Annotated in this window: 18 protein-coding genes and 1 riboswitch; of the genes, 8 read left to right on the plus strand and 10 right to left on the minus strand. The window is 70.3% G+C overall.

Translation table 11 applies throughout. The features are described from left to right. Nucleotides 1–64: 64 nt before the first annotated feature. Nucleotides 65–1,291: a fumarylacetoacetase gene (fahA, locus tag ACZ60T_RS30935; protein WP_365632250.1), complete on the minus strand. Its 1,227-nt coding sequence runs from the start codon at nt 1,289–1,291 to the stop codon at nt 65–67. 223 nt (nt 1,292–1,514) lie between these two features. Here fahA and ACZ60T_RS30940 point away from each other — a divergent pair, with 223 nt between their 5' ends. From ACZ60T_RS30940 to ACZ60T_RS30950, 3 genes are all read left to right on the plus strand, one after another. Further along, nucleotides 1,515–2,786 (plus strand): carboxylate--amine ligase, encoded by a 1,272-nt coding sequence (locus ACZ60T_RS30940; protein WP_469668925.1) that lies wholly within the window; start codon nt 1,515–1,517, stop codon nt 2,784–2,786. A gap of 58 nt (nt 2,787–2,844) precedes the next feature. Then, nucleotides 2,845–4,047, plus strand: a complete 1,203-nt coding sequence (locus ACZ60T_RS30945) for an FAD-dependent oxidoreductase (protein WP_469668926.1) — start codon at nt 2,845–2,847, stop codon at nt 4,045–4,047. Between the two features lie 134 nt (nt 4,048–4,181). Next, nucleotides 4,182–4,994: an HAD family hydrolase gene (locus ACZ60T_RS30950; RefSeq protein ID WP_469668927.1), complete on the plus strand. Its 813-nt coding sequence runs from the start codon at nt 4,182–4,184 to the stop codon at nt 4,992–4,994. Nucleotides 4,995–5,042: 48 nt separating this feature from the next. Here the strand turns inward: ACZ60T_RS30950 and ACZ60T_RS30955 are convergent, their stop codons facing one another. Then, nucleotides 5,043–5,540: a transglycosylase SLT domain-containing protein gene (locus ACZ60T_RS30955; RefSeq protein WP_365632262.1), complete on the minus strand. Its 498-nt coding sequence runs from the start codon at nt 5,538–5,540 to the stop codon at nt 5,043–5,045. 4 nt (nt 5,541–5,544) lie between these two features. Further along, nucleotides 5,545–5,711: riboswitch (cyclic di-AMP (ydaO/yuaA leader) on the minus strand. A 656-nt stretch (nt 5,712–6,367) separates the two neighbouring features. On the opposite strand from ACZ60T_RS30955, the gene ACZ60T_RS30960 reads away from it, so the two are divergent. The 4 genes from ACZ60T_RS30960 (at nt 6,368) to ACZ60T_RS30975 (ending at nt 10,952) form a co-directional block, all read left to right on the plus strand. After that, on the plus strand, nt 6,368–7,378 hold the full coding sequence (locus ACZ60T_RS30960; protein ID WP_365632265.1) for a polyprenyl synthetase family protein: 1,011 nt from the start codon (nt 6,368–6,370) through the stop codon (nt 7,376–7,378). A 320-nt stretch (nt 7,379–7,698) separates the two neighbouring features. After that, nucleotides 7,699–8,937 carry a LolA family protein gene (locus ACZ60T_RS30965; protein WP_469668928.1) on the plus strand — a complete coding sequence of 413 codons (1,239 nt, stop codon included), beginning with the start codon at nt 7,699–7,701 and terminating at the stop codon, nt 8,935–8,937. A gap of 49 nt (nt 8,938–8,986) precedes the next feature. Then, the gene (locus ACZ60T_RS30970) at nt 8,987–10,033 is read left to right on the plus strand and encodes an ABC transporter ATP-binding protein (RefSeq protein WP_469668929.1); all 1,047 of its coding nucleotides are present in this window, start codon (nt 8,987–8,989) and stop codon (nt 10,031–10,033) included. Nucleotide 10,034: 1 nt separating this feature from the next. Beyond that, the gene (locus tag ACZ60T_RS30975) at nt 10,035–10,952 is read left to right on the plus strand and encodes an ABC transporter permease (protein WP_469668962.1); all 918 of its coding nucleotides are present in this window, start codon (nt 10,035–10,037) and stop codon (nt 10,950–10,952) included. 5 nt (nt 10,953–10,957) lie between these two features. On the opposite strand, the gene ACZ60T_RS30980 is transcribed toward ACZ60T_RS30975, so the two are convergent. Genes ACZ60T_RS30980 through ACZ60T_RS30990 form a run of 3 tightly spaced genes read right to left on the minus strand, consistent with a single transcriptional unit; the run spans nt 10,958 to nt 13,811 of the window. Then, entirely contained in the window at nt 10,958–11,500 is a 543-nt protein-coding gene (locus ACZ60T_RS30980; RefSeq protein ID WP_469668930.1) for an NUDIX hydrolase, read from the minus strand. Next, complete coding sequence (locus ACZ60T_RS30985) at nt 11,428–12,681, minus strand: amidase (protein WP_469668931.1); 1,254 nt, start codon at nt 12,679–12,681, stop codon at nt 11,428–11,430. Before ACZ60T_RS30985 ends, ACZ60T_RS30980 begins: the two co-directional genes overlap by 73 nt. Next, on the minus strand, nt 12,678–13,811 hold the full coding sequence (locus tag ACZ60T_RS30990; protein WP_469668932.1) for a hypothetical protein: 1,134 nt from the start codon (nt 13,809–13,811) through the stop codon (nt 12,678–12,680). Before ACZ60T_RS30990 ends, ACZ60T_RS30985 begins: the two co-directional genes overlap by 4 nt. A gap of 229 nt (nt 13,812–14,040) precedes the next feature. Here ACZ60T_RS30990 and ACZ60T_RS30995 point away from each other — a divergent pair, with 229 nt between their 5' ends. Further along, complete coding sequence (locus ACZ60T_RS30995; RefSeq protein ID WP_469668933.1) at nt 14,041–15,561, plus strand: tetratricopeptide repeat protein; 1,521 nt, start codon at nt 14,041–14,043, stop codon at nt 15,559–15,561. 393 nt (nt 15,562–15,954) lie between these two features. On the opposite strand, the gene ACZ60T_RS31000 is transcribed toward ACZ60T_RS30995, so the two are convergent. Genes ACZ60T_RS31000 through ACZ60T_RS31020 form a run of 5 tightly spaced genes read right to left on the minus strand, consistent with a single transcriptional unit; the run spans nt 15,955 to nt 22,976 of the window. Continuing rightward, on the minus strand, nt 15,955–16,578 hold the full coding sequence (locus tag ACZ60T_RS31000; RefSeq protein WP_469668934.1) for an HD domain-containing protein: 624 nt from the start codon (nt 16,576–16,578) through the stop codon (nt 15,955–15,957). Continuing rightward, a complete protein-coding gene (locus tag ACZ60T_RS31005) occupies nt 16,575–16,856 on the minus strand; it encodes a hypothetical protein (protein WP_469668936.1) in 282 nt (93 codons plus the stop codon). Before ACZ60T_RS31005 ends, ACZ60T_RS31000 begins: the two co-directional genes overlap by 4 nt. Next, nucleotides 16,853–19,180, minus strand: a complete 2,328-nt coding sequence (locus ACZ60T_RS31010; RefSeq protein WP_469668937.1) for a hypothetical protein — start codon at nt 19,178–19,180, stop codon at nt 16,853–16,855. Before ACZ60T_RS31010 ends, ACZ60T_RS31005 begins: the two co-directional genes overlap by 4 nt. Beyond that, nucleotides 19,177–21,975 (minus strand): ATP-binding protein, encoded by a 2,799-nt coding sequence (locus ACZ60T_RS31015; RefSeq protein WP_469668938.1) that lies wholly within the window; start codon nt 21,973–21,975, stop codon nt 19,177–19,179. Before ACZ60T_RS31015 ends, ACZ60T_RS31010 begins: the two co-directional genes overlap by 4 nt. Next, the gene (locus tag ACZ60T_RS31020) at nt 21,972–22,976 is read right to left on the minus strand and encodes a hypothetical protein (RefSeq protein WP_469668939.1); all 1,005 of its coding nucleotides are present in this window, start codon (nt 22,974–22,976) and stop codon (nt 21,972–21,974) included. The genes ACZ60T_RS31015 and ACZ60T_RS31020 overlap by 4 nt, the downstream gene beginning before the upstream one ends. Nucleotides 22,977–23,017 lie beyond the last annotated feature (41 nt).

Below are 23,017 nucleotides of genomic sequence, written 5' to 3' on the forward strand. Positions count from 1 at the left end.
GTCGTCAGGCTCGGGTCGGCCCCGCCGCCACGTCGTCAGATGGCCGGTCCGCCCGCCCGGTGGCTCACGCGGACGTGGCCGTCGCCGGAGTCACTCGGCCCGTCACTTCGCCGAGGCCCACTCGGGTTCCGGCCGGGCCCGGGGCCCAGGCGGTCAGGGTGACCACGTCGCCGTCCTCGAGGAACGCGCGCTTGCCGTCGGGGAGTTCGAGTGGTTCCCGGCCGTTCCACGTCAGTTCGAGGAGCGAGCCGCGCTCGTTCTCCGCCGAGCCGCTCACGGTGCCCGAGCCGTACAGATCGCCGGTCCGCAGCGACGCACCGTTCACCGTCATGTGCGCCAACTGCTGCGCGGCCGTCCAGTACATCGTCGAGAAGGGAGGTTCGGAGACCACATGGCCATTGATCGCGACGGAGATACGCAGGTCGTAGCCCGACGGTTCCTCCTGCGCGTCGTCCAGGTACGGCAGCAGGGGGTGCGTGCGCTCCGGCGGTGCCACCCGCGCTTCCTCCAGCGCGTCCAGCGGGGTGATCCACGCCGAGACCGAGGTGGCGAAGGACTTGCCGAGGAACGGCCCGAGCGGCACGTACTCCCAGGCCTGGACGTCCCGCGCCGACCAATCGTTGAGCAGGCACAGCCCGAACACATGGTCCCGGAACGCGGACAGCCCCACCGGGCGGCCCAGTTGCGAGGGGACCCCCACCACGAACCCGACCTCCGCCTCGATGTCCAGGCGGACGGACGGCCCGAAGACCGGCGCCGGGTCCGTGGGCGCCTTGCGCTGCCCCTGCGGACGTACGACGTCCGTGCCGGAGACCACGACCGTCCCCGCCCGGCCGTGGTAACCGATCGGCAGATGCTTCCAGTTGGGCGTCAGGGAGTCCGCGGCGTCGGGACGGAAGATCTGCCCGACATTGCGGGCGTGGTTCTCGGAGGCATAGAAGTCGACGTAGTCCGCGACCTCGAAGGGCAGATGCAGGGTCACCTCGGAGAGCGGGCGCAGCAGCGGCTCGACGGTCTCGCGGTGCGCGGGCACCGTCACCCAGGCCGTCAGCGCACGGCGCACATCCGACCAGGCGGTGCGCCCCGCGGCCAGCAGCGGGCCGAGCGACGGCTGGGCCAGCAGGGAGACATAGGGAGAACCGAGCGCCTTCGCCGCGGCGCCCGCGTCGAGTACGTGATCGCCCAGCCGGACGCCCACGGTCCGCTCGTCGGAGCCGGCCGGTGAGAACACGCCGTAGGGGAGGTTGTGCGGGCCGAAGGGGTCACCCTCGGGGACATCGAAGGGGGGCATGGGGTCCTGCCTCGCTTTCGTGCAACGCCAGGTGTGCCGTGCATGGGCTGCGTGCCATGTGGTCGCCCCACACGTTACGGGTGAGTTGCTTGTCTTGGGCAGTGTCTAAAGGGTTCGCAATGTCCGGATAGGCCTTGTCGGAGCGTTCAATTCCGGCTTAGCGTCCCTTGGGGGACATGGACGGGATGAGGCCGGTCCTTAGGGGGGACACGTGGGGGGACCCGTGGCCAGGAGTACCGGTACCGGCGGTGCGCCGCCCGGCGTGGACCGCGAAGTGCCGGGGCTCATCGTGAAGTTCGGCGACTACCCGCTGCACCACGGCGGGGTGGGCGCCATCCGCAGCCTGGGCAGGCTCGGCATACCGATGTACGCGATCACGGAGGACCGTTACACCCCGGCCGCCCTCTCCCGCTATCTGCGGCGCGCCTTCGTCTGGCCGACCACCGGGACGGAGGGTCCGGAGCGGCTCGTGGAGGGCCTGTTGCGCATCGGGCGCCGTATAGGCCGTCCAACCGTCCTGATCCCCACCGACGAGGAGGCGGCGGTCCTGATCGCCGAGCATCAGGACGCGTTGACCGGGCCCTTCCTGTTCCCGAAGGTGGACGCCGGGCTGCCGCGCCGCCTGGCCAGCAAGCAGGGCCTGCACGACCTGTGCGGGGAACACGGCATCCCGAGCCCGGCGGCGGCCTTCCCGCAGTCGTACGACGACATCGTGCGGTTCGCCGAGACGGCCCGCTTCCCGGTGGTGGCGAAGAACCGCGAGGCCTTCGTGCGCCGCGAGCGGCCCGCCGTGAACGGCACCACGAGGATCACCACCCCCGAGGGGCTCCTCGCGCTCGCCCGGCACTGGGGCGAGCGGCCGGGCGTGATCCTCCAGGAGTATCTGCCGCGGGAGGAGGCCGAGGACTGGATCGTGCACGCGTACTTCGACCAGGACTCGACCCCGCTCGCCCTGTTCACCGGCGTCAAGGTCCGCTCCTGGCCGCCGCACGCGGGCATGACGGCGCACGCGTACGTCGTCGACAACCCGGAACTCGCGGACCTCGCCGCCCGTTTCATCAAACAGATCGGCTTCACCGGCATCATCGACCTCGACCTGCGCTTCGACCGGCGCGACGGTCAGTACAAGCTGCTCGACTTCAACCCGCGCATGGGCGCCCAGTTCCGTCTCTTCGAGAACGAGGCGGGGGTGGACGTCGTCCGCGCCCTCCACCTCGACCTGACCGGCCGCCCGGTCCCGGACGGCGAACAGCGGGCCGGCCACCGGTACGTCGTGGAGAACATCGACCTGCCCGCGCTGATCGCCTACCGTCGCAGCGGCTATACGACGCCGCACGCCCCGGCCCGCGCGAGCGGGACGGAACTGGCCTGGTTCGCGGGTGACGACCTGCGGCCGTTCTTCACGATGCTCGCCCGGCTCGTCCGGCCGGGCGCCAAGCATCTGTACCGGCTCTGGCGGACCGACCGCCGTGGCCGCGCCGCGGGTTCGGGCTGACCACCCGGCCCGGTCTCCACCACGAAGTAGGCATGTGTGCGTCCTGGGGAGGGACTTCGTGATCCAACCGGTAGCAGTCATCGGCGCCGGGCCGTTCGGCCTGTCCACCGCCGCCCATCTGCGGGCGCGCGGCATCCCGGTGCGCGTCTTCGGCGAGCCCATGGTGAGCTGGCGCGACCATATGCCCGAGGGCATGCTCCTCAAGTCGACCCCGGCCGCCTCGAACATCGACGCCCCCCGGCGGGGCCACACCCTGGTCGACTACTGCGACGCGGCGGGCATCCGCCGGCTGGTGACCGACGAGGACATCATCCCGGTCGAGATGTTCCAGGCCTACGGCGAGTGGTTCCAGCACAAGCAGGTGCCGGAACTGGAGCGGACCCGCGTCGTCTCCGTGGACCGGCGCACGGGCGGTGACTTCGAACTGAAGCTGGACTCGGGGGAGTTGTTCACCGCGCGGGCGGTGGTGGTGGCGACCGGACTGTCCGGTCTCGCCCACGTCCCGCGCGAGCTGGCGGGGGCGGCGGCGGACGGCCCCGCCCCGACGGCCCCGCTCTCCCACAGCTCCCAGCACCACGAGCTGACCCGGTTCCGCGGCAAGGACCTGCTGGTCGTCGGCGCGGGCCAGTCCGCTCTGGAGACGGCGGCGCTGGCGGCCGAGGCGGGCGCGCGGGTCCGCGTGGTCGCGCGCGGCCGGGGCCAGGTCTCCTTCGGCGCCCCGCCCTGGCGCCAGCCCAAGCTGCGGCCCGAGTCGCCGTTCGGCCGCGCCTGGTCGCTGTGGGCCCTCAGCTACTACCCGCATCCCTACCGCTATCTGCCCGCCCAGGCGCGCCACTACCTGGTCCGCCGCGTCCTCGGCCCGCTCGGCGCGTGGTGGCTGCGCGACCGCTTCGAGGGCGCGGTGCGGGTGCGCGAGGTCGCCCGTATCGTCAGCGCGTCCGCGACGGACAGCGGACCGGCGCTGACGGTGCGGACGCACGCGGGCCGTACGGAGGAGCTGACCGCGGACCATGTGATCGCGGCGACCGGCTACCGCGTGGACATCGCCGCGATGGACTTCCTCGGCCATGAACTGCGTACGGAACTGGCGGTGAGCCGGGGCGCGCCGAAGCTCGGCGCGGGCTATGTGTCGTCCGTCCCCGGCCTCTATTTCACGGGCCTTCCGGCGGCGGCCTCGTACGGCCCGGTGATGCGCTTCGTCTGCGGTACGGAGTTCGCCTCGCCGCGGCTGGCCAGGCATCTGGCGGCAGCACACGGCTGAGGTCAACGCCCCGCTGCGGAGAGGGACTTGCCGAACCCACCATCGTAGCGTGTCGATCACGGTGTGTACGGGAGAACGGGACCTCGTCCGGTTCGCGCCGAGTCGCCCGGCGGTTCCGTCCGTATTCTCTGATCATGGCCGCACCCCTCGCATACGCCCTTATCGCCACAGACCTGGACGGCACGCTGCTGCGGGGTGACGACACGCTCTCCGACCGGTCGAAGGCCGTGCTGGAGCGGGCCACGGCGGCCGGCGCGCAGCATCTCGTGGTGACGGGGCGCCCGGCGCCGAGGACCCGGCCCCTGCTGGACGATCTCGGCAGCAGGGGGCTCGCGGTGTGCGGACAGGGCGCGCAGGTGTACGACGCGGGCGCGGACCGGCTGCTGTTCTCCGTCACGCTGGACCGGGAGTTGGCCGAGACCGCGCTCGGCAAGATCGAGGCCGAGGTCGGGCAGGTGTGCGCGGCCGTCGACCAGGACGGGGTGGACGGGCTCACGCTCATCGAGCCCGGCTATCTGATGCCGCACCCCACGCTGCCCGCGGTACGGGTCCAACGGCGCGACGATCTGTGGTGCGAGCCGATCAGCAAGGTGCTGCTGCGCCATCACGCCCTGTCGGACGACGAGTTGGCGGCGGTGGCCCGTGAGGCGGTCGGCTCGCTCGCGACGGTCACCATGTCGGGGCCCGGCACGGTCGAACTCCAGCCGTGCGGTGTCACCAAGGCGACGGGGCTCGCGCTGGCGGCCGAGTATCTCGGCCTCGCGCGGGCGTCGACCATCGCCTTCGGCGACATGCCCAATGACATCCCCATGTTCCGCTGGGCGGCGCACGGCGTCGCCATGGCCAACGCCCATCCGGAACTCAAGGCGGTCGCGGACGAGATCACCACGTCGAACGAGGACGACGGCATCGCCGTCGTCCTCGAAAGACTCTTCGCGGCCCGGTAGGACCAGGGGGCCGGTGGGGCCGGTGGGCCCTTGTCGGCCCGGCGGGGCTCAGTACGCGCTGTTGACGTTGTCGATCGAGCCGTACCGCGCGGCGGCGTAGTTGCACGCGGCGGTGATGTTCGCGACCGGGTCGTACGGGTCGAACGCCGTGCCCGCCACGTGGTACGTGCGGAAGGTCGGGTCGATGACCTGGAGGAGGCCCTTGGACGGGATGCCCGCGCGGGCGTTGGAGTCCCAGAGGTTGATGGCCTTCGGGTTGCCCGAGGACTCACGCATCACGTTGCGGTAGATGCCGTCGTACGAACCCGGGATGTTGTGCTGGGACATGATCGACAGCGACTGGCGTATCCAGCTGTCGAGGGTCGTGCCCTGGGTCTTCAGGGTCACGGTCTGGGTGGGCTCGGGAGCGGCGAAGGCGCTGGTGGCGCCCACGACGGGGAGGGCGAGAGCGGCGGCGCCGGCTCCCACGAGACCGAGAGTGCGGGTGAGACGGGAGGCCTTGGAGCCACGGTCCCGACGGCGTGCGGGCAGGGCGAAAGCGGGCATGTCGTATTCCTCTCCTACGCCTACGAGGTGAGCTGTCGGGTTCGGGCGGGGAGGTGCCCGGCCGTGTCCTCGTACGAGGCACGGCTTCACCCCGAGCCGGTCCGGCGCGATGTCCGGTCCGGCGACTTACCTGGGTCCCCCGCTCCTGCCTGCATGGGGTCGATGGGATCTCGGGCGGTGGCAGGATTCGGCGTCCGCTCGAGTGAGGGGAACGTATGCGGAAGCGCATGTCCGAAACAAGGCCGAACGTCATGATCAGGTCTAAATGACCTTGACATGGGGGAATGGTGGTAATGATCCAATTTGCTGAGCGTGAATCAACTTGCCGTTCGCGAACGGGAGTTTGGCGACTGGCTCGAACCACCTGACCCGGCGGACGCGTGACCTATTTCACTTACAGCATCTTGATCTCACATCGGTAACTAAGGGATATATAGGGCTAATTCGGGCGAAATTGGAGCGTTCTGTGCGTCCAGGGGGAGGTGATAGAGGGTGATTTGCCCTGTTTGTCCTCAAGAGGTGACCTACGAAATCCGGACACGCGGAGACGGCACGCGAAGGCGTCACCGACTTCGCGAGGCGCTCATCATTTGTGCCGATATGTACCTGTTTGGGTAACCTGATCATGGACGCACCGTTCGTGATCCGATACCGCCCGGCCTGGAAGAGCGGGCGCTCGCGGTGATCGAAACGTGACCGGATACGCTGACTTGAGTGTGGCGGCGACAGATCGACAGGCTCCATGAGCCGGTCGACCGGCAGCGTCATCGACCACGTGACCATTCTTGAGACCCACCGTGTGACCGGCAGCAGACAGGAGACCCCACGTGACCGTCGTCGGGCCGTTCGGGCTGAGCATGCGGGACCAGGCTCTGGAAGCCGATGTCCAGGCCGGGCTGACCGCTGTCGAGGAAGGGCTGCTCGACGCCACCAAGAGCGAGGTCCCGTTCATCACGGAGGCCGCGCAGCATCTGGTGCGCGCGGGCGGGAAGCGGTTCCGGCCGCTGCTCGTGATGCTCGCGGCGCAGTTCGGTGACCCGTACGCGCCCGGGATCGTGCCCTCCGCCGTGGTCGTGGAGCTGACCCACCTGGCCACGCTCTACCACGACGACGTGATGGACGAGGCCGAGGTGCGGCGCGGGGTCGACAGCGCCAACACCCGCTGGGGCAACGCGCTCGCGGTCCTCACCGGTGACTTCCTCTTCGCCAGGGCGTCGCACACCCTGGCCGACCTCGGCCCGGAGGCGGTCCGTATCCAGGCCGAGGCCTTCGAGCGGCTGGTCACGGGCCAGATCCTGGAGACCGCGGGCCCCCGGGACGGCCGCGACCCGGTGGAGCACTACCTCGACGTCCTCAGTGGCAAGACCGGTTCGCTGGTGGCCGTGGCCTGCCGGTTCGGCGCCATGATGTCGGGCGCCGACGAGACCGTCGTGGACGTGCTGACGCAGTACGGCGAGCGGCTCGGCGTGGCGTTCCAGTTGGCCGACGACGTCCTGGACATCGCCTCGGACTCGCACGAGTCCGGCAAGACGCCCGGGACGGATCTGCGGGAGGGCGTCCCCACCCTGCCCGTCCTGCATCTGCGCGAGCGCGCGGAGCGCCTGGGGCTGCCCGAGGACATCGCGCTGCGCGAGCTGCTGGAGTCGGACCTGACCGACGACGCCCGCCACGCCGAAGCCCTCGCCCGCCTCCGCGTCCACCCGGCGCTGGAGCAGGCCCGCCGCGACACGCTCCGCTACGCGAAGGAGGCGCGGGCGGCCCTGAGCCCGCTGCCCGAGTGCGGCGCGAAGGCCGCCCTGACGCACCTGTGCGACGCGGTGGTGCACCGGGCGGGCTGACCAGCCTCCGGGCCGAGCCCACGCCCGGCACCTCCGTCACCGACCCGTCACGCCTTCCAGGGAAGCGCGCGGCGGGTCACGCGTTTGTCGTCCCCGTCGAGCGGGAGTCCCCCACGTCCCCTACGGGTCGGAAGAGAAGCCGTACTGCCGTGTCATACCCCAGGATTAGGCGGAGTTGGGCCCGCGGTCTGACGCTTCCCCGCGGCGGATTTGGTCAGATGAGAGACACCACCTCACAGGAGTTCGGGTGACAATGGCGGCGCAGGGGTGGACGAGTGCACAGGAGACAGGCCGCCGCCGACGACGGAGGTAAGGCAGACATGGCACCGTACGAATCCGACGAGAGCACACCCGCCGGGGAAGCCGGGAACGCACACGGCGTGCGTCGCAAGGCCGCGCGGTACGTCGTTCCGGTCGCGGTGGTGGGAGTGGCCGCGGCGACCATCGGGCTCGCCCCGGCGTTCGCGGGATCCGGCGACCCCGACCTGCCGAAGATCAGCGCGCAGCAGCTCATCGAGAAGATCGCCAAGTCGGACACCCAGCAGATGTCCGGCACGGTGAAGATCAGCACGGACCTGGGCCTGCCCAACCTCGGCGGGCTGCAGAACAGCCTCGCCTCGGGCGCGCTCGCCCAGGGGGCGGGGGGCAAGGGCGGCTCGACCGCCGACCCGAAGTCCAAGGCGCTCGAACTGGCTTCCGGTAGTCACACCGTGCGGATCGCGGCCGACGGCCAGGACAAGCAGAAGATCTCGATCATCGAGAAGGCCGCCGAGTACAGCGTCGTCCGCAACGGCGACGACGTATGGGCGTACGACAGCGCGTCGAACGAGGCCTACCACGCGACCGGCGCGGGCGACCACGGAAGCCGTAAGGCCACGCCGAAGGACGTGCCCGCCACGCCCAAGGACTTCGCCGAGGAGGCCCTGAAGGCCTCCGACAAGACGACCTCGGTCACGGTGGACGGCACGGCCCAGGTCGCGGGCCGGGACGCGTACAAGCTGCTCATCAGGCCGAAGCAGGCGGGCACCACGGTCGGCGCGATCAGCATCGCGGTGGACGCGAAGACCGGGACGCCGCTGAAGTTCACGCTGACCCCGGCGTCGGGCGGCGCGGCCGTCGTGGACGCGGGCTTCACGGAGGTCTCCTTCGCCAAGCCTGCGGCGTCGACGTTCCGCTTCACGCCGCCCAAGGGGACGAAGGTCACGCAGGGCGACGGCATGGCGAAGGAGCAGCGGAAGGCGCAGCCCAAGGGCGACGAGAAGAAGGCGCTCGAAGGGAAGCTCGCGGGGGCGAAGACGAAGACCCTCGGGGAGGGCTGGAACTCGATCGTGGTCCTCGACGGCGGCAGCAAGGGCACGATGCCCTCGGGCCGGTCGTCCGACAACGGTGCGGCATCCGGCTTCCTGAACTCGCTGGGCGACCGGGTCACCGGTACGTTCGGCAAGGGCACGGTCTTCTCGACGCGTCTGGTCAACGCCCTGGTCACGGACAACGGCACGGTGTACGCGGGCGCGGTGACCAAGGACGCGCTGGTGAAGGCGGCGAACGCGGAGAAGTAGGGCCCGCGTTCGGCGGTGGCGAGCGGCCGACGTACGAGCAGGAGAGCTGATGGAGGAGCGGTCCGTCGCGGAAGCGGAAGCGGAGACGGGAGCGGGAGCAGGGCCGGACGTGGTGGCGGGTGATCAAGGGGGCCCGGGTGACCGGGGCGACCTGGGTGACCCGAGCGCCCCGGTCATCGCCACCCGCTCTCTCACCAAGCGCTACCGCGGCGGACAGCTCGCCGTGGACGGGCTCGATCTGACCGTCCCGGCGGGCAGCGTCTTCGGCTTCCTCGGGCCGAACGGCTCCGGCAAGACCACCACCATCCGCATGCTGATGGGCCTGATCGAGCCCACCTCCGGCACGGCGCGCGTCCTGGGGCAGCCCATGCCCCGCTCCTCGCGCGCCGTGCTCCCGCACGTCGGTGCCCTGATCGAGGGACCGGCGCTCTACGGCTTCCTCTCCGGCCGGGACAACCTCCTGCGGTACGACGCCGCCGACCCCACCGCCGACCCGCGCACCCGGCGCACGCGCGTCGAGACCGCCCTCGACCGGGTCGGCCTCTCGGCTGCCGCGGGGAAGAAGGCGCGGGCGTACTCCCTGGGCATGAAGCAGCGTCTGGGGCTCGCGGCTGCCCTCCTCCAGCCCCGTAAGCTCCTCGTCCTGGACGAGCCGACCAACGGTCTCGACCCCCAGGGCATGCGCGAGATCCGCACCCTGGTACGGGAGTTGGCGTCGGACGGTACGACCGTCTTCCTCTCCTCGCATCTGCTGGACGAGATCGAGCAGGTCTGCACGCATGCCGCGGTGATGGCCCAGGGCCGTCTGATCACCCAGGGCGCGGTGGCGGACCTCGCGGCCGGGGCGCGCGGCCGTCTCGTCGTACGGACCCCGGACACGGCCGACGCGGCCCGCGTGCTGAAGGAACAGGGCGTGGCCGACGTGGTGGTGGAGGAGGAGCGGGTGACCGGTGAGCCGCCGGAGGGTGAACTGGCCGATCTGAACGCGGCGTTGGTCGTCGCCCGGGTGCGCGTACGCGGCTTCGGCGTCGAACGCGCCTCGCTGGAGGACGCGTTCGTGGCACTGACGGGAGAGGGCTTCGATGTCGCAGGTTGAGATGTCGGGGGCGGAGACGGCAGGGGCGGACACGGCGGGGGCCGCGCACGTACCGATGCCGCCGCTCCGTAAGCCGAACCCGCTGTGGACCTTCGGGCTGGTGCGCAGCGAGTTGGGGACCACCTTCCGGCGCTGGCGTACGCGCGCGCTGCTGGCCGTGCTGGCCGCCGTACCGATCCTGATCGGGATCGCGGTCAAGAGCGAGACCGGCGGTGGGGCCGGTGGCGGCGGACACGGCGGCGACGCCGGACCGGCGTTCATCGCGCAGGTCACCAACAACGGGCTGTTCCTGGTGTTCACGGCGCTGGCCGCGACCCTGCCGTTCTTCCTGCCGATGGCGATCGGCGTCATCGCGGGCGACGCGATCGCGGGCGAGGGCAACTCCGGGACGCTGCGCTATCTGCTGGTCGCCCCCGCCGGGCGTACCCGCCTGCTGTTCGCCAAGTACACGACCACGATGGTGTTCTGCCTGGTCGCCACCCTCGTCGTCGCCCTCTCGGCACTGGCGGCGGGTGCCCTGCTCTTCCCGCTCGGCGATCTGACGACGATCTCAGGTACGCGTATCAGCTTCGCCGACGGGCTCGTACGGGCCCTGCTGATCGCCCTGGTCGTCGCCGCGTCCCTGGTCGGTGTGGCGGCGCTCGGGCTGTTCGTCTCCACCCTCACCAACAGCGGCATCGCGGCGATGGCGACGACGGTCGGCCTGGTGATCACGGTCCAGATCCTCGACCAGATCCCCCAGTTGCACGCGCTCCAGCCGTATCTCTTCTCGCACTACTGGCTGTCCTTCGCGGACCTCATGCGCGAGCCGGTCTACTGGCACGACCTGCTTCGCAACCTCGGCCTCCAGGCCCTGTACGCGGCGGCGTTCGGCTCGGCGGCCTGGGCGCGCTTCACGACGAAGGACATCACGGCGTAGAGGGCTCAGGGATGGCCCTGCTGCTCGAAGCCGAGCAGCAGGGCCATCACCCCCACCAGCGTGGCGCCGCTGACGATCTGCCCGTCCGTGATCAACGCGCGCAGCCCGGACAGCGGGATCCACTCCAGGCGGTCCGACTCGTTGCGTTCGGTCGGTTCGCCGACGCGGATGGCGTCGTCCGTACGGAAGACGTAGTGCCGGGAGTCGGTGATGCCCGCGGCGGGCTGGGCGTGGACGAGCGGGCGCAGCGAGCCGGGGCGCCAGCCGGTCTCCTCCTCGAGTTCGCGCGCCGCCGCCGCGGAGGGCGTCTCGCCGTCCTCGACCAGACCCATGGGCAACTCCCAGGCCCAGGTGTCGGTGACGAAGCGGTGGCGCCACATCATCAGGACGCGGTCGTTGTCATCGACGGCCGTGACGACGGCGAGGTCCCGCAGCCGGACCACGTGGTAGTCGCAGCGGGTTCCGTCGGGTTGCTCTACGTCCAGGGAGCGCAGGCGTACCCAGGGGGTGTCGTAGAGGGGGCGCTCTCCGTGGATGGTCCAGCGCATGGGGGCTCGTTCCTTTCGGGGGTGCGGGAGTTCGTCATGGCGGCGGCCTGGGCGAGGGTGATCAGCAGATCCTCCCTGCCGTGCGCCGCGACGATCTGTAGGCCCAGGGGGCAGCCGTCGGCACCGATCCCCGCCGGGACGCTGATCGCCGGGTGCCCGCTCAGGTTGAACGCCCAGGTCAGGGCGGTGGAGTAGCGCTCGCCTGGGCCGTCGTGGCCGTGCGGGGGGTTGGGGGTCGTGGGGGTCAGCAGCAGGTCGGCGCCGTGGAAGAGGTCGGCCAGGCGCTGGTCGTTGACGGCCCGGATGCGCTGTGCGACGCGGGGGTCGGTGCCGGGGGAGGAGCGCAGGGCGAGCCAGGCGGGGGCGGGGTCGTCGAGGCGGAGGGGCGGGTCGGGGCGTACGAGCCGTAGGGCCCCGGCGTCCGCGAGCCGGTGGGCGGCGGCACGGGCGAGGGCGACGGGCTCCGGGTCGGGCGCGGCGAAGCCGAGATCGGGAGACCAGACGGCGGTGGGCACGGCAGTGCTCCCCGCGCGTGCTTCGCCCGCCATCACCCGCCAGTACATCGCGACATCCGAGGCGCACCGGGCGAGGACGCCGGGCGCCGCGAGGCCCGTACGGTCGCCGGAGGGGAGCCGCCCGTTCGTGGACTTCAGCCCGACCACCCCGCACCACGCCGCCGGGATCCGCACCGAGCCCGCCCCGTCGCTCCCGGTCGCCAGCGGAACGAGCCCGGCGGCGACGGCTGCGGCCGACCCGGCGGAGGAGCCGCCCGGGGTACGGTCGGCCCGCCAGGGGTTGACGGTACGGCCGTACCGCCCAACTCCCCAGGTCTGCCAGGCGGTTCCCGGCCCGGGAACGGCGGTGGCCCCCACGACCACACACCCGGCGTCGACCAACGCACCCGCCGCCCGAAGCCCGTACCGCCCTTTGACCCCGATCGGCACCCCGGCCAGCGGAAGCCGCTCACCCGCCGCGACCCGAGCATCCACCACCCGCGCCTGCCGCACCGCGTCCTCGTCCCAGACCTCGACGAAGGCACACAGGGTCGGATCGACCCGTGCGATCCGCTCCAACGCGGCGGTGACCACGCCGACGGCTGTCCGCTCGCGGGCGTGGACGGCAGTTGCGATCTCTTCGGCGGTGTCGATGCCGGTGCTCCCTTCAGAGCGGTGTTTCCTCACAGGCCGATGTGCTCGCCGAGCTCGCGCCCGAATCGCTGGTCGATGAAGTGGCACAGGCCGTAGGCGCTGTAGTGGATACGTCCTGTGTGCATTCCGGGGCGGATGCGGGCAGCCAACTCGTCCAGCATTTCGGCGAAAACAACTGCCCGGGTCGCCGACAGGACCACCTCTTGCGTGCCCAAGTGGCGCCTGGGCGGGTCCTGGTACTTGGCGGGTATCCAGGGCATCGGCCCGCGGGCGAAGGCTTCGGCCCATTTGTCGGCCTCGTCGTCGAAGCTCTCCGGTCGACACTGGTTTTTGTCCGTGTATATGCCCCATGTCAGGTGATGCGCCAGATCGATCTCAGCGACGTGCTCGCGCCAGGCGGGAGCCGGACGTCCCTGGAGGAGGGCGAGAACGTCGGAGGCGGCGACGGACGCGTCCATCATCACGGAGAAGTCCTTCACGTTCGCCTTCGACTCCTCCGGCGTCGGGACGGCTTCGGCCGCCCGCCATGCTGCTGCCCGGAGTTCCTCCAACCGGGTCGGCAGATCAGGAAGGTCACTGACGGGACGTGAGGTGGGAGCGATCCACGGCTCGGTTCCCGGTGTGTAGGGGGTCGGCGCGGTGACACCCAGGGGAGCACGGAGTGCGTTGGCTGCCTCGTGGGCCATCGCGCTCAGCCGCGCGGCGCCAGGGCCGATGGTCACCGCGGGGCGACCGGGAGCCATACGGAAGGCCAGCTCCCGCAGCGCGAAGACGGTCTGCAAGTGCCGTGCCCCGGTGGTCATGACACAGGCTCCGGGCTGGAGTCGCTCGTCCACCAGGTACCCCGGGTCGGCGTCCAGCCGAGTGATCCACTCATCGAGGGCTTCCTGGAAGCCGAGCGGCCGGTCCTGGGCACCCGGTGCGCGGCGGGTGATCAGGTGCCGGGCCGGATCGGAGGGTTCCCCGGTCTTCGGCTGTCCGCCGTCGGCTGCCGGCAGGCAGTTCTCCAGGGCCTGCCAGGCGGCGCACCGCTCGGGCGGCCACCCGAACCGCTCGTCCGCGTACTCCGGCCGCCAGTCAGGGTTCTCCTGCGACCACAACATGCGGGCCGCCGCCGAGTACAACTGCTCGTAGGCGGCGGCGTGTTGCTGACGCGTGGTCACATCTGCTCCCCGATTGTGGAATGGGCATGACTCAGGTGATCCGGTCCTTCGGAACTCCGCGAGGGGACCTGCGGGCCATCCTGACCGGGAGGGATCCATGGGCAGGCGTCCGGCAAGGCGTCTGGAACGAGTCTGTGACACCACGGTGATGTCAAACCGCGCGTGAGCGGAGAGACTCGACGGGTAAGCGTGTGACCGGTTCCCCCGGCACAGCAGAGTGAGGGAACAGATGCCTCGACCCAGCCGCGACAAGAAGCGGGAACAGATGCGCTCGGCGTCCTCGGCCGTCCCGGTGGCGGCACCGATCGACGTTCGGGTGCTCATGGCCGGCGACGCGTCGATCGGTGGCGTACCGGTCGCCGCGGTCGAGGGTGAGGAGATCCAGCAGACCGTGCTGGGACACCTCCATCGCATCGCCCTCGTCGGCGGTCACCCCGTCCTGGCCACCATCCATGACGAGCGGATCGGGCTCGCGGTGCCGATCCGGGTCTCGGCGGACGGCGCGAGCGAGTTCGTGGGGCAGCCGACACCGCTGCCTGCGGCCGAGGCGCCCCCACATGCCGTACCGGCAACGGACCCCGGGCCGCGGTCGGCCGAGCCGGAGCAGCCCCGCCGCGACAAGCCGACGCACGTCCTGCGCGCGCCGGAGGAGCAGAAGCCTCCGGGCGGCATTCCGGGCCGGACGGTGCCTCTGCGCGCGGTTCCGGAGCAGGCGGCGCCTTTGGCGAGTACGCCCCCGAAGGCGCGTCAGCCCTTGACGCCGCTGCCTCCGGCGCCGATGCGGCCCATCCCGCTCGGAGATCTCGGGGTGATCAATCCGTATGCGCTGCCGCACCCCTCTGAGTCGGCACAGCAGCCGCTGCCCGCATCCCCTCCCGCCGCCACCTTCGCCCTGCGGGCCGTGTCCGAACAGCCGTTGGCCACCGCCGAGTCCGGACCGGCGCGGGAGCGGTCGGAAGCCGCCCCCTTGGCCCCGGGGACGGTCACGCCGCCGACCGGTGCCTTCGGCCCGCCCCCGGTGACCACCGAGCCCGCCTGGAAGGCCCCGGAAGCCGGACCGGACGAGCCGAGAACACTCAGGCCCGCCTCCGAGGCCGCCCTCGACGCACACGCCACCCCCGCGCACCGGCAGCCCGCCCGGGTTCCGCGTCCCGTACCGGTCGTCGAGGCCGTGGAGGAGGCGGTGAAGGAGCCGCCGCTGCGAGGGTTCGACGCCGTGGCCGAGGCGGTGCTCGCGACCGACTCGGGATCGCTGCCCCCGGACGGCATGGGCAGGATGGCCGCCGAGTCCCTGGCCCGGATCAACGAGGCCGTGAAGCAGGGCCTGATCAACGAAGCCGCGGTCATGGCCGAGCAGGCCGTCGCCGAGACCTCCGCGACCCTCGGCCCGGACCATTCCGACGTCCTGCGCCTGCACGAACTCACCGCGTACATCGCCTATCTGGCCGGTGACGCGCTGCGCTCCTTCCACCTCTCCCTGGACCTGGCCCAGCGACGTCACCGCCTGCGCGACGCGCGCGGCGCGTACGGCAACGTGCAGAGCGCGGCTGCCGCCTGGCGTGCCATCCGCGATCCGCTCCAGGGCCTGCACCTGGGCCGCGACCTCATCGGCCTGTGGAGCGAACTCGCCGCAGGCGATGGCCCGGCGGCCGACGACATCGAGCAACTCGAAAAGGCCCGCACCCGCATGGACCGCCTTGCCGCCCGCGCTCGTGCGGCCGCTGCGGGCGAGAAACCGTACGGACGGTAATCACGCGCCACAATGACTCCCCTGGGGAGCGGGGCATCATCTTCCTTCGAGGCTGGGTGGGGAAGTCTTCGGTGTATGCAGGCTCGCCAGTGAGTCGGGTGAGTAATTCCGCCCGTGTGTCGGGATTGCTGCCTCGGTCCATCCTTGTGTGTCCCGAGGTTGGATTGGAGCGCGCCTCACTCCACGACTGATCGACTCCGGCAGACGCGGCGCAGGACTTCCGGGTCGGTATCGCAGGCGCGGGCCGATGCGGCAACGTACATTCAGGCAGGGAAGCGTTTGCCTGACATCAGCCGTGAGAAGTGGCCCGCTGACAGACCGGTGCGGGTGGCCAGCGCTCTCCGGGTGACCTGCGGTCGAGTGCGGTTCACCCGGCTCAAGCGCAACCGGGCGTCAGTCCGTCGCTGCGGGCGTCCCATCCTCCAGGTGGCGGTAGGACTCGCGCCACTCCGCGAAGGCCGCTTCGAACCACGGGACCCCTGCGGCGAGGGGTACCAGGTGGCGGCACGTCTCGCGGTAGTAGGAACGTCGCTTCTCGGGCCGCGGGTGTGTGTCGAGTCGCTGCACGTTGCTGAACCGGTCGGCCAGCTTGAGCAACAGGACCTCCGGCGGGGCGGAGCGCAGGCTCAGAAGGTAGCGGTTACGCACTTCGGCAGGATCCTCGTGGGCCTTGGGGTGTGGCTTCGTCACCCAGCTCACCCACTCCTCGACCTGGGGGCCGAATCGCTCACCGACTTCCCCGACCGTGCGGTCGGTGTCCTCCACGACATCGTGGAGGATGGCCGCGACCAGCAGGTCCTCGTCGTGGACACCGGCACCGGAGACGAGGATCTCCACCACCTCCAGGAGGTGCTCCACGTACGGTTCACCGGCGGGCCTCTTCTGATCCCCATGAGCTTCTTCGGCGAACGCGACGGCTTCCCCGAGGCGCTGGGCCGAAACCTCCGGAGCGAGCACCGCCAACTGTCGGCGGGCGGTGTCCCAGTCGTGCCACGCGCCGAACACTCGATGGGTCAAGACGACTCCTGATCCGCAGCTTCCAACTGCTTCTTGTATTCCGCCCATCGAGGCAGGGTCGACGGCGGCTCGTCGGCCTTCGCCCTGCGGGTCTCGAACTCTCCGACAATGCGTCGACGCTGGATCTCGGTGAGGGCTTCGTTCCTGATCGACTTCATTTCCGCAGGAGATTCGCATTCCCTCTCGTCGATGACGAACGCCGCGAGCATGAATCCATCCACAGTCCTTCTACGGAACGTAGAGATCATGACGTACTTCGGTCCTGTCTCATCTGTCACGGGTACCTCCTGCGAGTCTCTTCCTGATCCAACGCCGCCGCTTCTGCCTGCATCTTACGCATCACATCGCGTTCCTTTGAGGTCGTTGCGATATGCGCCTTGTATACGGTGTTGTGCTCAAGATCGGCGGCCACGGAAGCCCGCTCTGTCGTGAGCTGGAGTTCGTACGTGTACGGCTTTCCGTCGACCTCGATGGCTACGACCATGGGAATGACGCGGTAGCTCGGATTTCCGCTCTTTGGCTCGGCGTACATGTTCTCGACCTCCAGTAGACGACCGCCCTCGCCTGTACCGAAGTGCTCCTTGGCATTTTTGAGGACGGTTTCGAGCCGGGCGGTATCATTGACGGTAATTCTTGCGCCCACGGCATCGATGACGTCACCGATCTCGTAATCCGGGCGGGCTTTTCGACCCTCTCTGCCCTCTGTCATCCGATTCACTTTGTCGACCAGGCCGTCTGCGGCTTTCGTGCGAATACTCAATTTGGCGTCGCCGGCGCCGCCAGCCTCCTCGAGAAGACTCGTCACATCTTCGTAGACGGCCGGCTCCACCTCGTTCTGGAGCCTCATGCCGTAGTCGTTCAGGGCGTCGTGGTCGCTGTCCTCGATGGAGGCTCCGAGGGCTCGCACCGGGTCGTCCGCCTTGGACTGCTCGACGTACGCGTTCTTGCGGGACGTGCCGTCGGGTTCGTAGTTGACCTCACGCTCCACGGGCTCGAACAGGGGGCCGCGCCCGGGGTTGTCGGACCTGTACTCCTCCAAGGAGCGTCCCTCCAGGGTCTCTCCCTCAGCGAGCTCCTGAATGATCTCCAGGGTTCGTTTGCCCCCGCGCTCAGGGGCCTTCAGGTTCTCGATCACGTTCAGCCTGTTCGCATCGTCCGCAGCGAGCTTCGTGATCACCGAAGCCACCTCGGGATGCCGCTCGCCAAAAGCCTCCGCCACGTCGGCCAGCGGGTTCTCCGACTGATCCCCCGACTCCGGATCACCGGCCTCGCCACTTTCACCGTCCTCCTCCGACGGCGCGTCGGTCTCGTTTGTATTCTCTGCTTCGCCGGGGTCCGGTGCCTCGTCCGCATCTATGGGCTCATCGGACCCGACCGACTCGCGGGACCGCTCGGATCCAACGAAGAAGCCGCCTTCCAGGTCTTCGGCGGCGCTCGCCTCGGCGAACTCCGATGCAGCCGAGGTGTCATTCGCCTCGAACGGCTGGGACGGTTCAGGCGATTCGTCCAACGGGATCGATTGGGCCTGTGGTAACTCCTCTGACACTTCGGAAGATGCGACAGCCTCCGGTGAGCCTGGCTCAAGTGGCTCGGCTGGTTCTGAAGGATCAGATGCCTCCCAGGCATCCGAAGGCTGTGGTGTCTCCCGGGTGCTGCCGATCTCGACCGGAGGTTGGGCGCCCGCGTCCGTGGTCTCCGGTGGGGCCGGATCAGCCATGTCGTCCGCCGGGGACGACCCCTCCGAGACACCTGGCGCACTCGGCTCGTCATGGTCGGCGAGGGCCGATTCGGGCGCCCTGAGAGCCTCGGGTGCCGCGATAGATTCAGGAGCCTCAAGGGCGTGCGCGTCGTCCCCCACGGTGGTCTCGCCAAGGACAGGTTGCTCCGGCGATTCAGCGGGTGCGGGCGCCTCAGCGAGGTCCGCTGCTTCACCGGGTTCCGGCGCGTCGATGGTGTTCGGGGTGTCTGCCGAGTCGGCAGTGGCCGGTGGATCTGGTGTGTCGAGGGGTTCTGGTGCCTCGGTGGGTTCCGGTGCCTCCGTAGTGTCCGGTGTCTCTGCGCGGGGCGGTGTTTCCGGAGTGTCGGCGGTGGGTGGTTCTGGTATGTCGAGGGGCTCCGCTGCCTCGGTGGGTTCCGGCGTGTCGATGGTGTTCGGGGTGTCCGCGGAGTCGACGGCCGATTCGGCGGTGGCCGTTGGTTCTGGTGCGTCGAGGGGCTCCGCTGCCTCGGTGGGTTCCGGCGCTTCCAAGGTGTCCGGTATCTCTGCGGAGGGCGGTGTCTCCAGAGCGTCGGCGGCCGTTGGTTCTGGTGCGTCGAGGGGCTCCGCTGCCTCGGTGGGTTCCGGCGCCTCCATCGTGTCCGGCGTCTCTGCGGAGGGCGGTGTCTCCGGAGCGTCGGCGGCGGGTGGTTTTGGTGCGTCCAGGGGGTCCGGGGCGTCGAGGGGTTCCGGTGCGGTTCCGGTCTCCGCGGTGCTGTCGGTCTCCGGGGCGGCGCTGACGTTGTCTTGCGCACCGCCTGTTCCCTCGGGGTCCGGGGCCTCGGCCGGCTCCACCGCAACCGGTGTCTCCGGTTGTGGTGGCTGCTCGACAGGGCGGTCGCTCACGACCTGCCTCCAGGGGATAGGTGAGTACGGTAGAGACGCACCCACGGCAGCGTCTTGCGTTGCCAAGCTGAGCGCGTGACGTGGACGAAGACGCAAGCCCGGTAGTCGGAGAGGGCGGCGGGTGCTTCCCCGTCCGGGAGCGGGGCTCTGTCCGCGAGGTCGGCGACCCAGTCCGCCGTGGACTGCCACCAAACCGCCTGCTCCGGCTTGGCCTTCGGGTAGGTCTTCACCCGTTCTCGCAGTCCCTTGCCGTCCTCCGGCCAGACCGCCGCCCCCGCTCGGGACCGGAACGCGCAGCGGTGGCTGCAGCCCTCGCACTCCGGGAACGGGGCCAGCGCTTCCGTCACCGGGCGTTTCGAGGCGGCGAAATCGCGGAAGCGGGCGGCGAGTTGAGGTGAGGTCGCCAGGGGAGCCCGGGGCACCCCTGCCTCGCGGGCCGCCGCGGCCCGTACGTCCGGTACCGCGATCAGGGCCGGGCGGTCCAGGCGGTCGTGGTGGGCGAACGCCTGGAAGGGCTCCAGGGTGGCCGCGTACCGCTCCTGGTCGGGGGAGAAGCGCATGGTGCCGCCGATCAGTTCGCGGTCCTCCGCGGCCGGCAGCCGGTGCATCACCTTCAGGTTGGTGTTCTTGTACGCGTCCTCCACCAGCTTGCCCGGCACCTGCTCGACGATCACGATGCCCTCGCCGTACTTGCGGTTCTCCGCAAGGGTGTTGGCGAAGGCCTGGGCCGCGCGTGCCTGGGCGTTGCCTTCCTTGGCGTCGCCGGACCGCCCGGTGGGCCGGCCGAGCAGGCGGTGCGCCTCCTCGATCACGGTGATGTGGGCGAGGGAGCCGCCCGAGCGGTTCGCCTTGTAGTGCTCGGTCATCGACTGCAGGATCAGCGCGGTGACCAGCGACTGTTCCTTCTCGTTGTCGCCCACCGCCGCGAGCTCCATCACCACAGGGCGACTCAGCAACTCGGCCACGGGATACGACCGGGCCACGTCCAGCGTGCTGCCGCAGGGGCCCTCCGCCAGCGCCTCGGCGCGCAGCACGGACGCGGCGATGATGTTGTCCCGCACCTCGCCGGAGTAGTCGAGCGCCTCGCACTGCTTGCGCATCTCGGCGGTGAAGTCCCGCAGGGTGGGCCACTCGTGCGCCGCGCTCGCGATGTCCGTCGGCACGATGCCCCTGCGCGTGTACGTGGCCCGCAGGGCCCGGTTGTAGATGCTCGGCAAGGGGTCCCACAGGCCGAACGCCGCGTCGAAGCAGGCCATAAGACCGGCCATGTGCGTGCTGATCCGCACCCCGGTCGGCACCTCGAAGGGATTCAGCCGCAGGGGAGCTGTCGTCTCATCGCCCACGGTGAGGACGAGGAGCTCCTCGAAACCGGGCCGGGTGGCGAGCCAACGGTAGTCGTCCAGCTCGGAGTTGACCGGTTCGAGGACCAGGAAGGGCACATGGTGGTCGCGCCAGAGTTGCTCGCAGAACGCCAGCGTCGTGTTCGTCTTGCCCGAGCCGGTCGTTCCCACGAACAGCGCGTGGCGCGTCAGGTCGCCCAGGCCGATACCGAGCGGCCCGGCGGGGGAGTCGTTGACGAGCTGGCGCCCCAGAGTGATCGACGCCCCTTCCGCGCGGTACGCGGTCTCCCCGGCAAGTCCCGGACGCCGTACCGGAAACCCGGCCATGTGACCGCTCACGGCCAGCGGCAGCCGGAAGGCGGCGCCCGCCTCACGGGCGTCGACCAGATCCGCCAGCAGACGCAGCGGTGGGGCGAGGGTCTCGGGCAGCCGCCAGCCGTGGTCGCCGCCCCAGCGGGTCTGTTCGAGCGTGGTCAACCCATGCCAGGCGGCGGGCAGTTCACCCGACGCGGGCCAGATCACGCAGTGCGCGGGACCGGTGAACGTCTCGGTGAGTACGCCTTGTTCGCGCGCCTGCTCCTGCGGCGAGATCGTCGCGCCGACCAACTCGGCCAGGGACTCGGGCAGTCGGGCGGGCGAGGCAAGGGCGATCCGGATGCGGAAGGCACGGTCGGTGTAGCGCCGTGCGGCGTCCGCGTAGACCCGGGAGGCGTCCACGGCGAAGGCGTCGGGGGCGAGTTGAGCACCCGGTGACCACAGGCCGTCCGGCAACTGCCCCTGGGTACCGAGCCGTCCGTACTGGGTGGCGATCCGGTGCAGCAGTGGTCCCAGGTCGTCCGGGATGACGTACGGCTCCAGGCCCATGGTCAGCATCACCGGGTACGGGTGCTCCGCCAGCGCCCTCCACAGCGCATCCCATGCCGGGGCGGAAGCGGTGAACGGCTGCGGCGAGAGGTAGTACCGCACCCCCGCGTCCGGGCGGTTGGGCACACCCGTGCGGTACCGCTTGCGGATCTCGGCCACACCGGCGACCGCCTCGGGCGTGAACGGCGTGAGCAGCCGCGCGACTTCGGCCGGGTCCTCGACCGGGCTCGCGATCACATGGCGCGGCAGCGCGGCGAGCCGGGCCCGCAGGGCCAGCGCGGCGGCCTCCGCCCCGGCCCGCGTGGGCGCCTGGACGCGGCCGAGCAGGGCGCAGGAGATCCGGTGCTCGGACGGGTCGGTGAGATACCGCAGTTCGAGCCGTTCGCCGTGCGCCGCGTCCCACTGTCCGCTCAGCCACGCCGTCTCGGCCGCGACCGCCTTGACCCGGCGCTCCGTCTCCGCCAGGTCCGCGTACTCCTTGGTCTCGGTGAGGTCGGCGGCCGCATCGATCCGTACGGCCGTCCAGGCCCATACGGTCACGCCGTCGGAGACGGTCAGCACACCGGCGCCCGAGGCCCCGTGTCCGCTCAACTACCGTTCCAACCAGGAGCGTGGGGCCCCAGCTGCGGAGGTGCGGGCGGTCCGGGCGGACCCGGGCGACCGCTGAGGCCGAGGGTGTTGACGTCGTTCATCGGGCCGGTGGCAGGAGCGGGGCCCACGGGTCCGCCCGGCATCGGCCCCGGCGGAGCGTAGCCGGGGCTGGGCGGGGCCGACGGGTTGGGCGGAGTCGACGGGGCGGGTGGTGCGGGGGCGGGCGTGGTCGTCCGGATCGGAGGTTCCTGGCCGAACGTCGAGGCCAGGGGGACCTCGATGCCCTGGATCGCGATCTCCACGCCCTCTCGCGCCGCCGAGTGCACGGCCTCCCGCATGGCGCGCGGCCGGTCGGTGCGCAGCATCTGGTTGAGGCTGCCCGTGCGGTTCACCAGCGAGCCGATGATGTCCTTGAGGAAGTGCCCGATGACGACGGCGCCCGGACGGCTGCGCCACATCGTCCAGCCGAGGTACAGGCTGGTGCCGTAGGCGAAGACGGTCACGTACGCCACGTACCGGCCGCTCGTGATGACGAGCCGGTTGTGTACGACTTCAGGGACGATGTCACTGCGAACCCGGGTGGGTACGGCGGTGACCGGTATGCGGCGGCGGGCCAGGGAACCGTAGATCGCCGCGTACGCGGAGGAGGAGGCCGCGGCCTTGTCCTCCAGAAGCGTCTTCCACTCCGAGATCGGTTCGTTGAGCCGCGTCAGCAGGAGGGCGAGCCAGAAGACGATGAACGAGATGGTCAGGCCGGTGTTCAGGGGGTCGAGGCTGGCCGAGGAGAGCGCGGGCAGTACACCGAACAGGAAGAACACCATCAACGATGCCATCGTGGCGATCAGCCAGAGTCGCTTGAGGGTCTGGAAGTCGACCGATTCATCGAAGTTCAGTTCGACATCGCGGTACTGCAGCGTCTGGTTGCGGTACGACGCGTTCGGGCCCACAGCGCCGGAGGCCGCCCAGTCGGCGCCGGGACCTCCTGTGGGTACAGCGTTCATCGTTCCCCCGATGCTCTCGATGACCCCTTGCTCTCAAGGCA

It is taken from the genome of Streptomyces sp. NPDC104371, from assembly GCF_055583785.1.

Bases quoted from the DNA above. Each gene is read 5' to 3' on its own strand.
- ACZ60T_RS31020 (WP_469668939.1), bottom strand. From the start codon at position 22,976: ATGAACGCTGTACCCACAGGAGGTCCCGGCGCCGACTGGGCGGCCTCC.
- ACZ60T_RS30950 (WP_469668927.1), top strand. From the start codon at position 4,182: ATGGCCGCACCCCTCGCATACGCCCTTATCGCCACAGACCTGGACGGC.
- ACZ60T_RS30995 (WP_469668933.1), top strand. From the start codon at position 14,041: ATGCCTCGACCCAGCCGCGACAAGAAGCGGGAACAGATGCGCTCGGCG.
- fahA (WP_365632250.1), bottom strand. From the start codon at position 1,291: ATGCCCCCCTTCGATGTCCCCGAGGGTGACCCCTTCGGCCCGCACAAC.
- ACZ60T_RS30955 (WP_365632262.1), bottom strand. From the start codon at position 5,540: ATGCCCGCTTTCGCCCTGCCCGCACGCCGTCGGGACCGTGGCTCCAAG.
- ACZ60T_RS30980 (WP_469668930.1), bottom strand. From the start codon at position 11,500: ATGCGCTGGACCATCCACGGAGAGCGCCCCCTCTACGACACCCCCTGG.
- ACZ60T_RS30975 (WP_469668962.1), top strand. From the start codon at position 10,035: ATGTCGGGGGCGGAGACGGCAGGGGCGGACACGGCGGGGGCCGCGCAC.
- ACZ60T_RS30965 (WP_469668928.1), top strand. From the start codon at position 7,699: ATGGCACCGTACGAATCCGACGAGAGCACACCCGCCGGGGAAGCCGGG.
- ACZ60T_RS30970 (WP_469668929.1), top strand. From the start codon at position 8,987: ATGGAGGAGCGGTCCGTCGCGGAAGCGGAAGCGGAGACGGGAGCGGGA.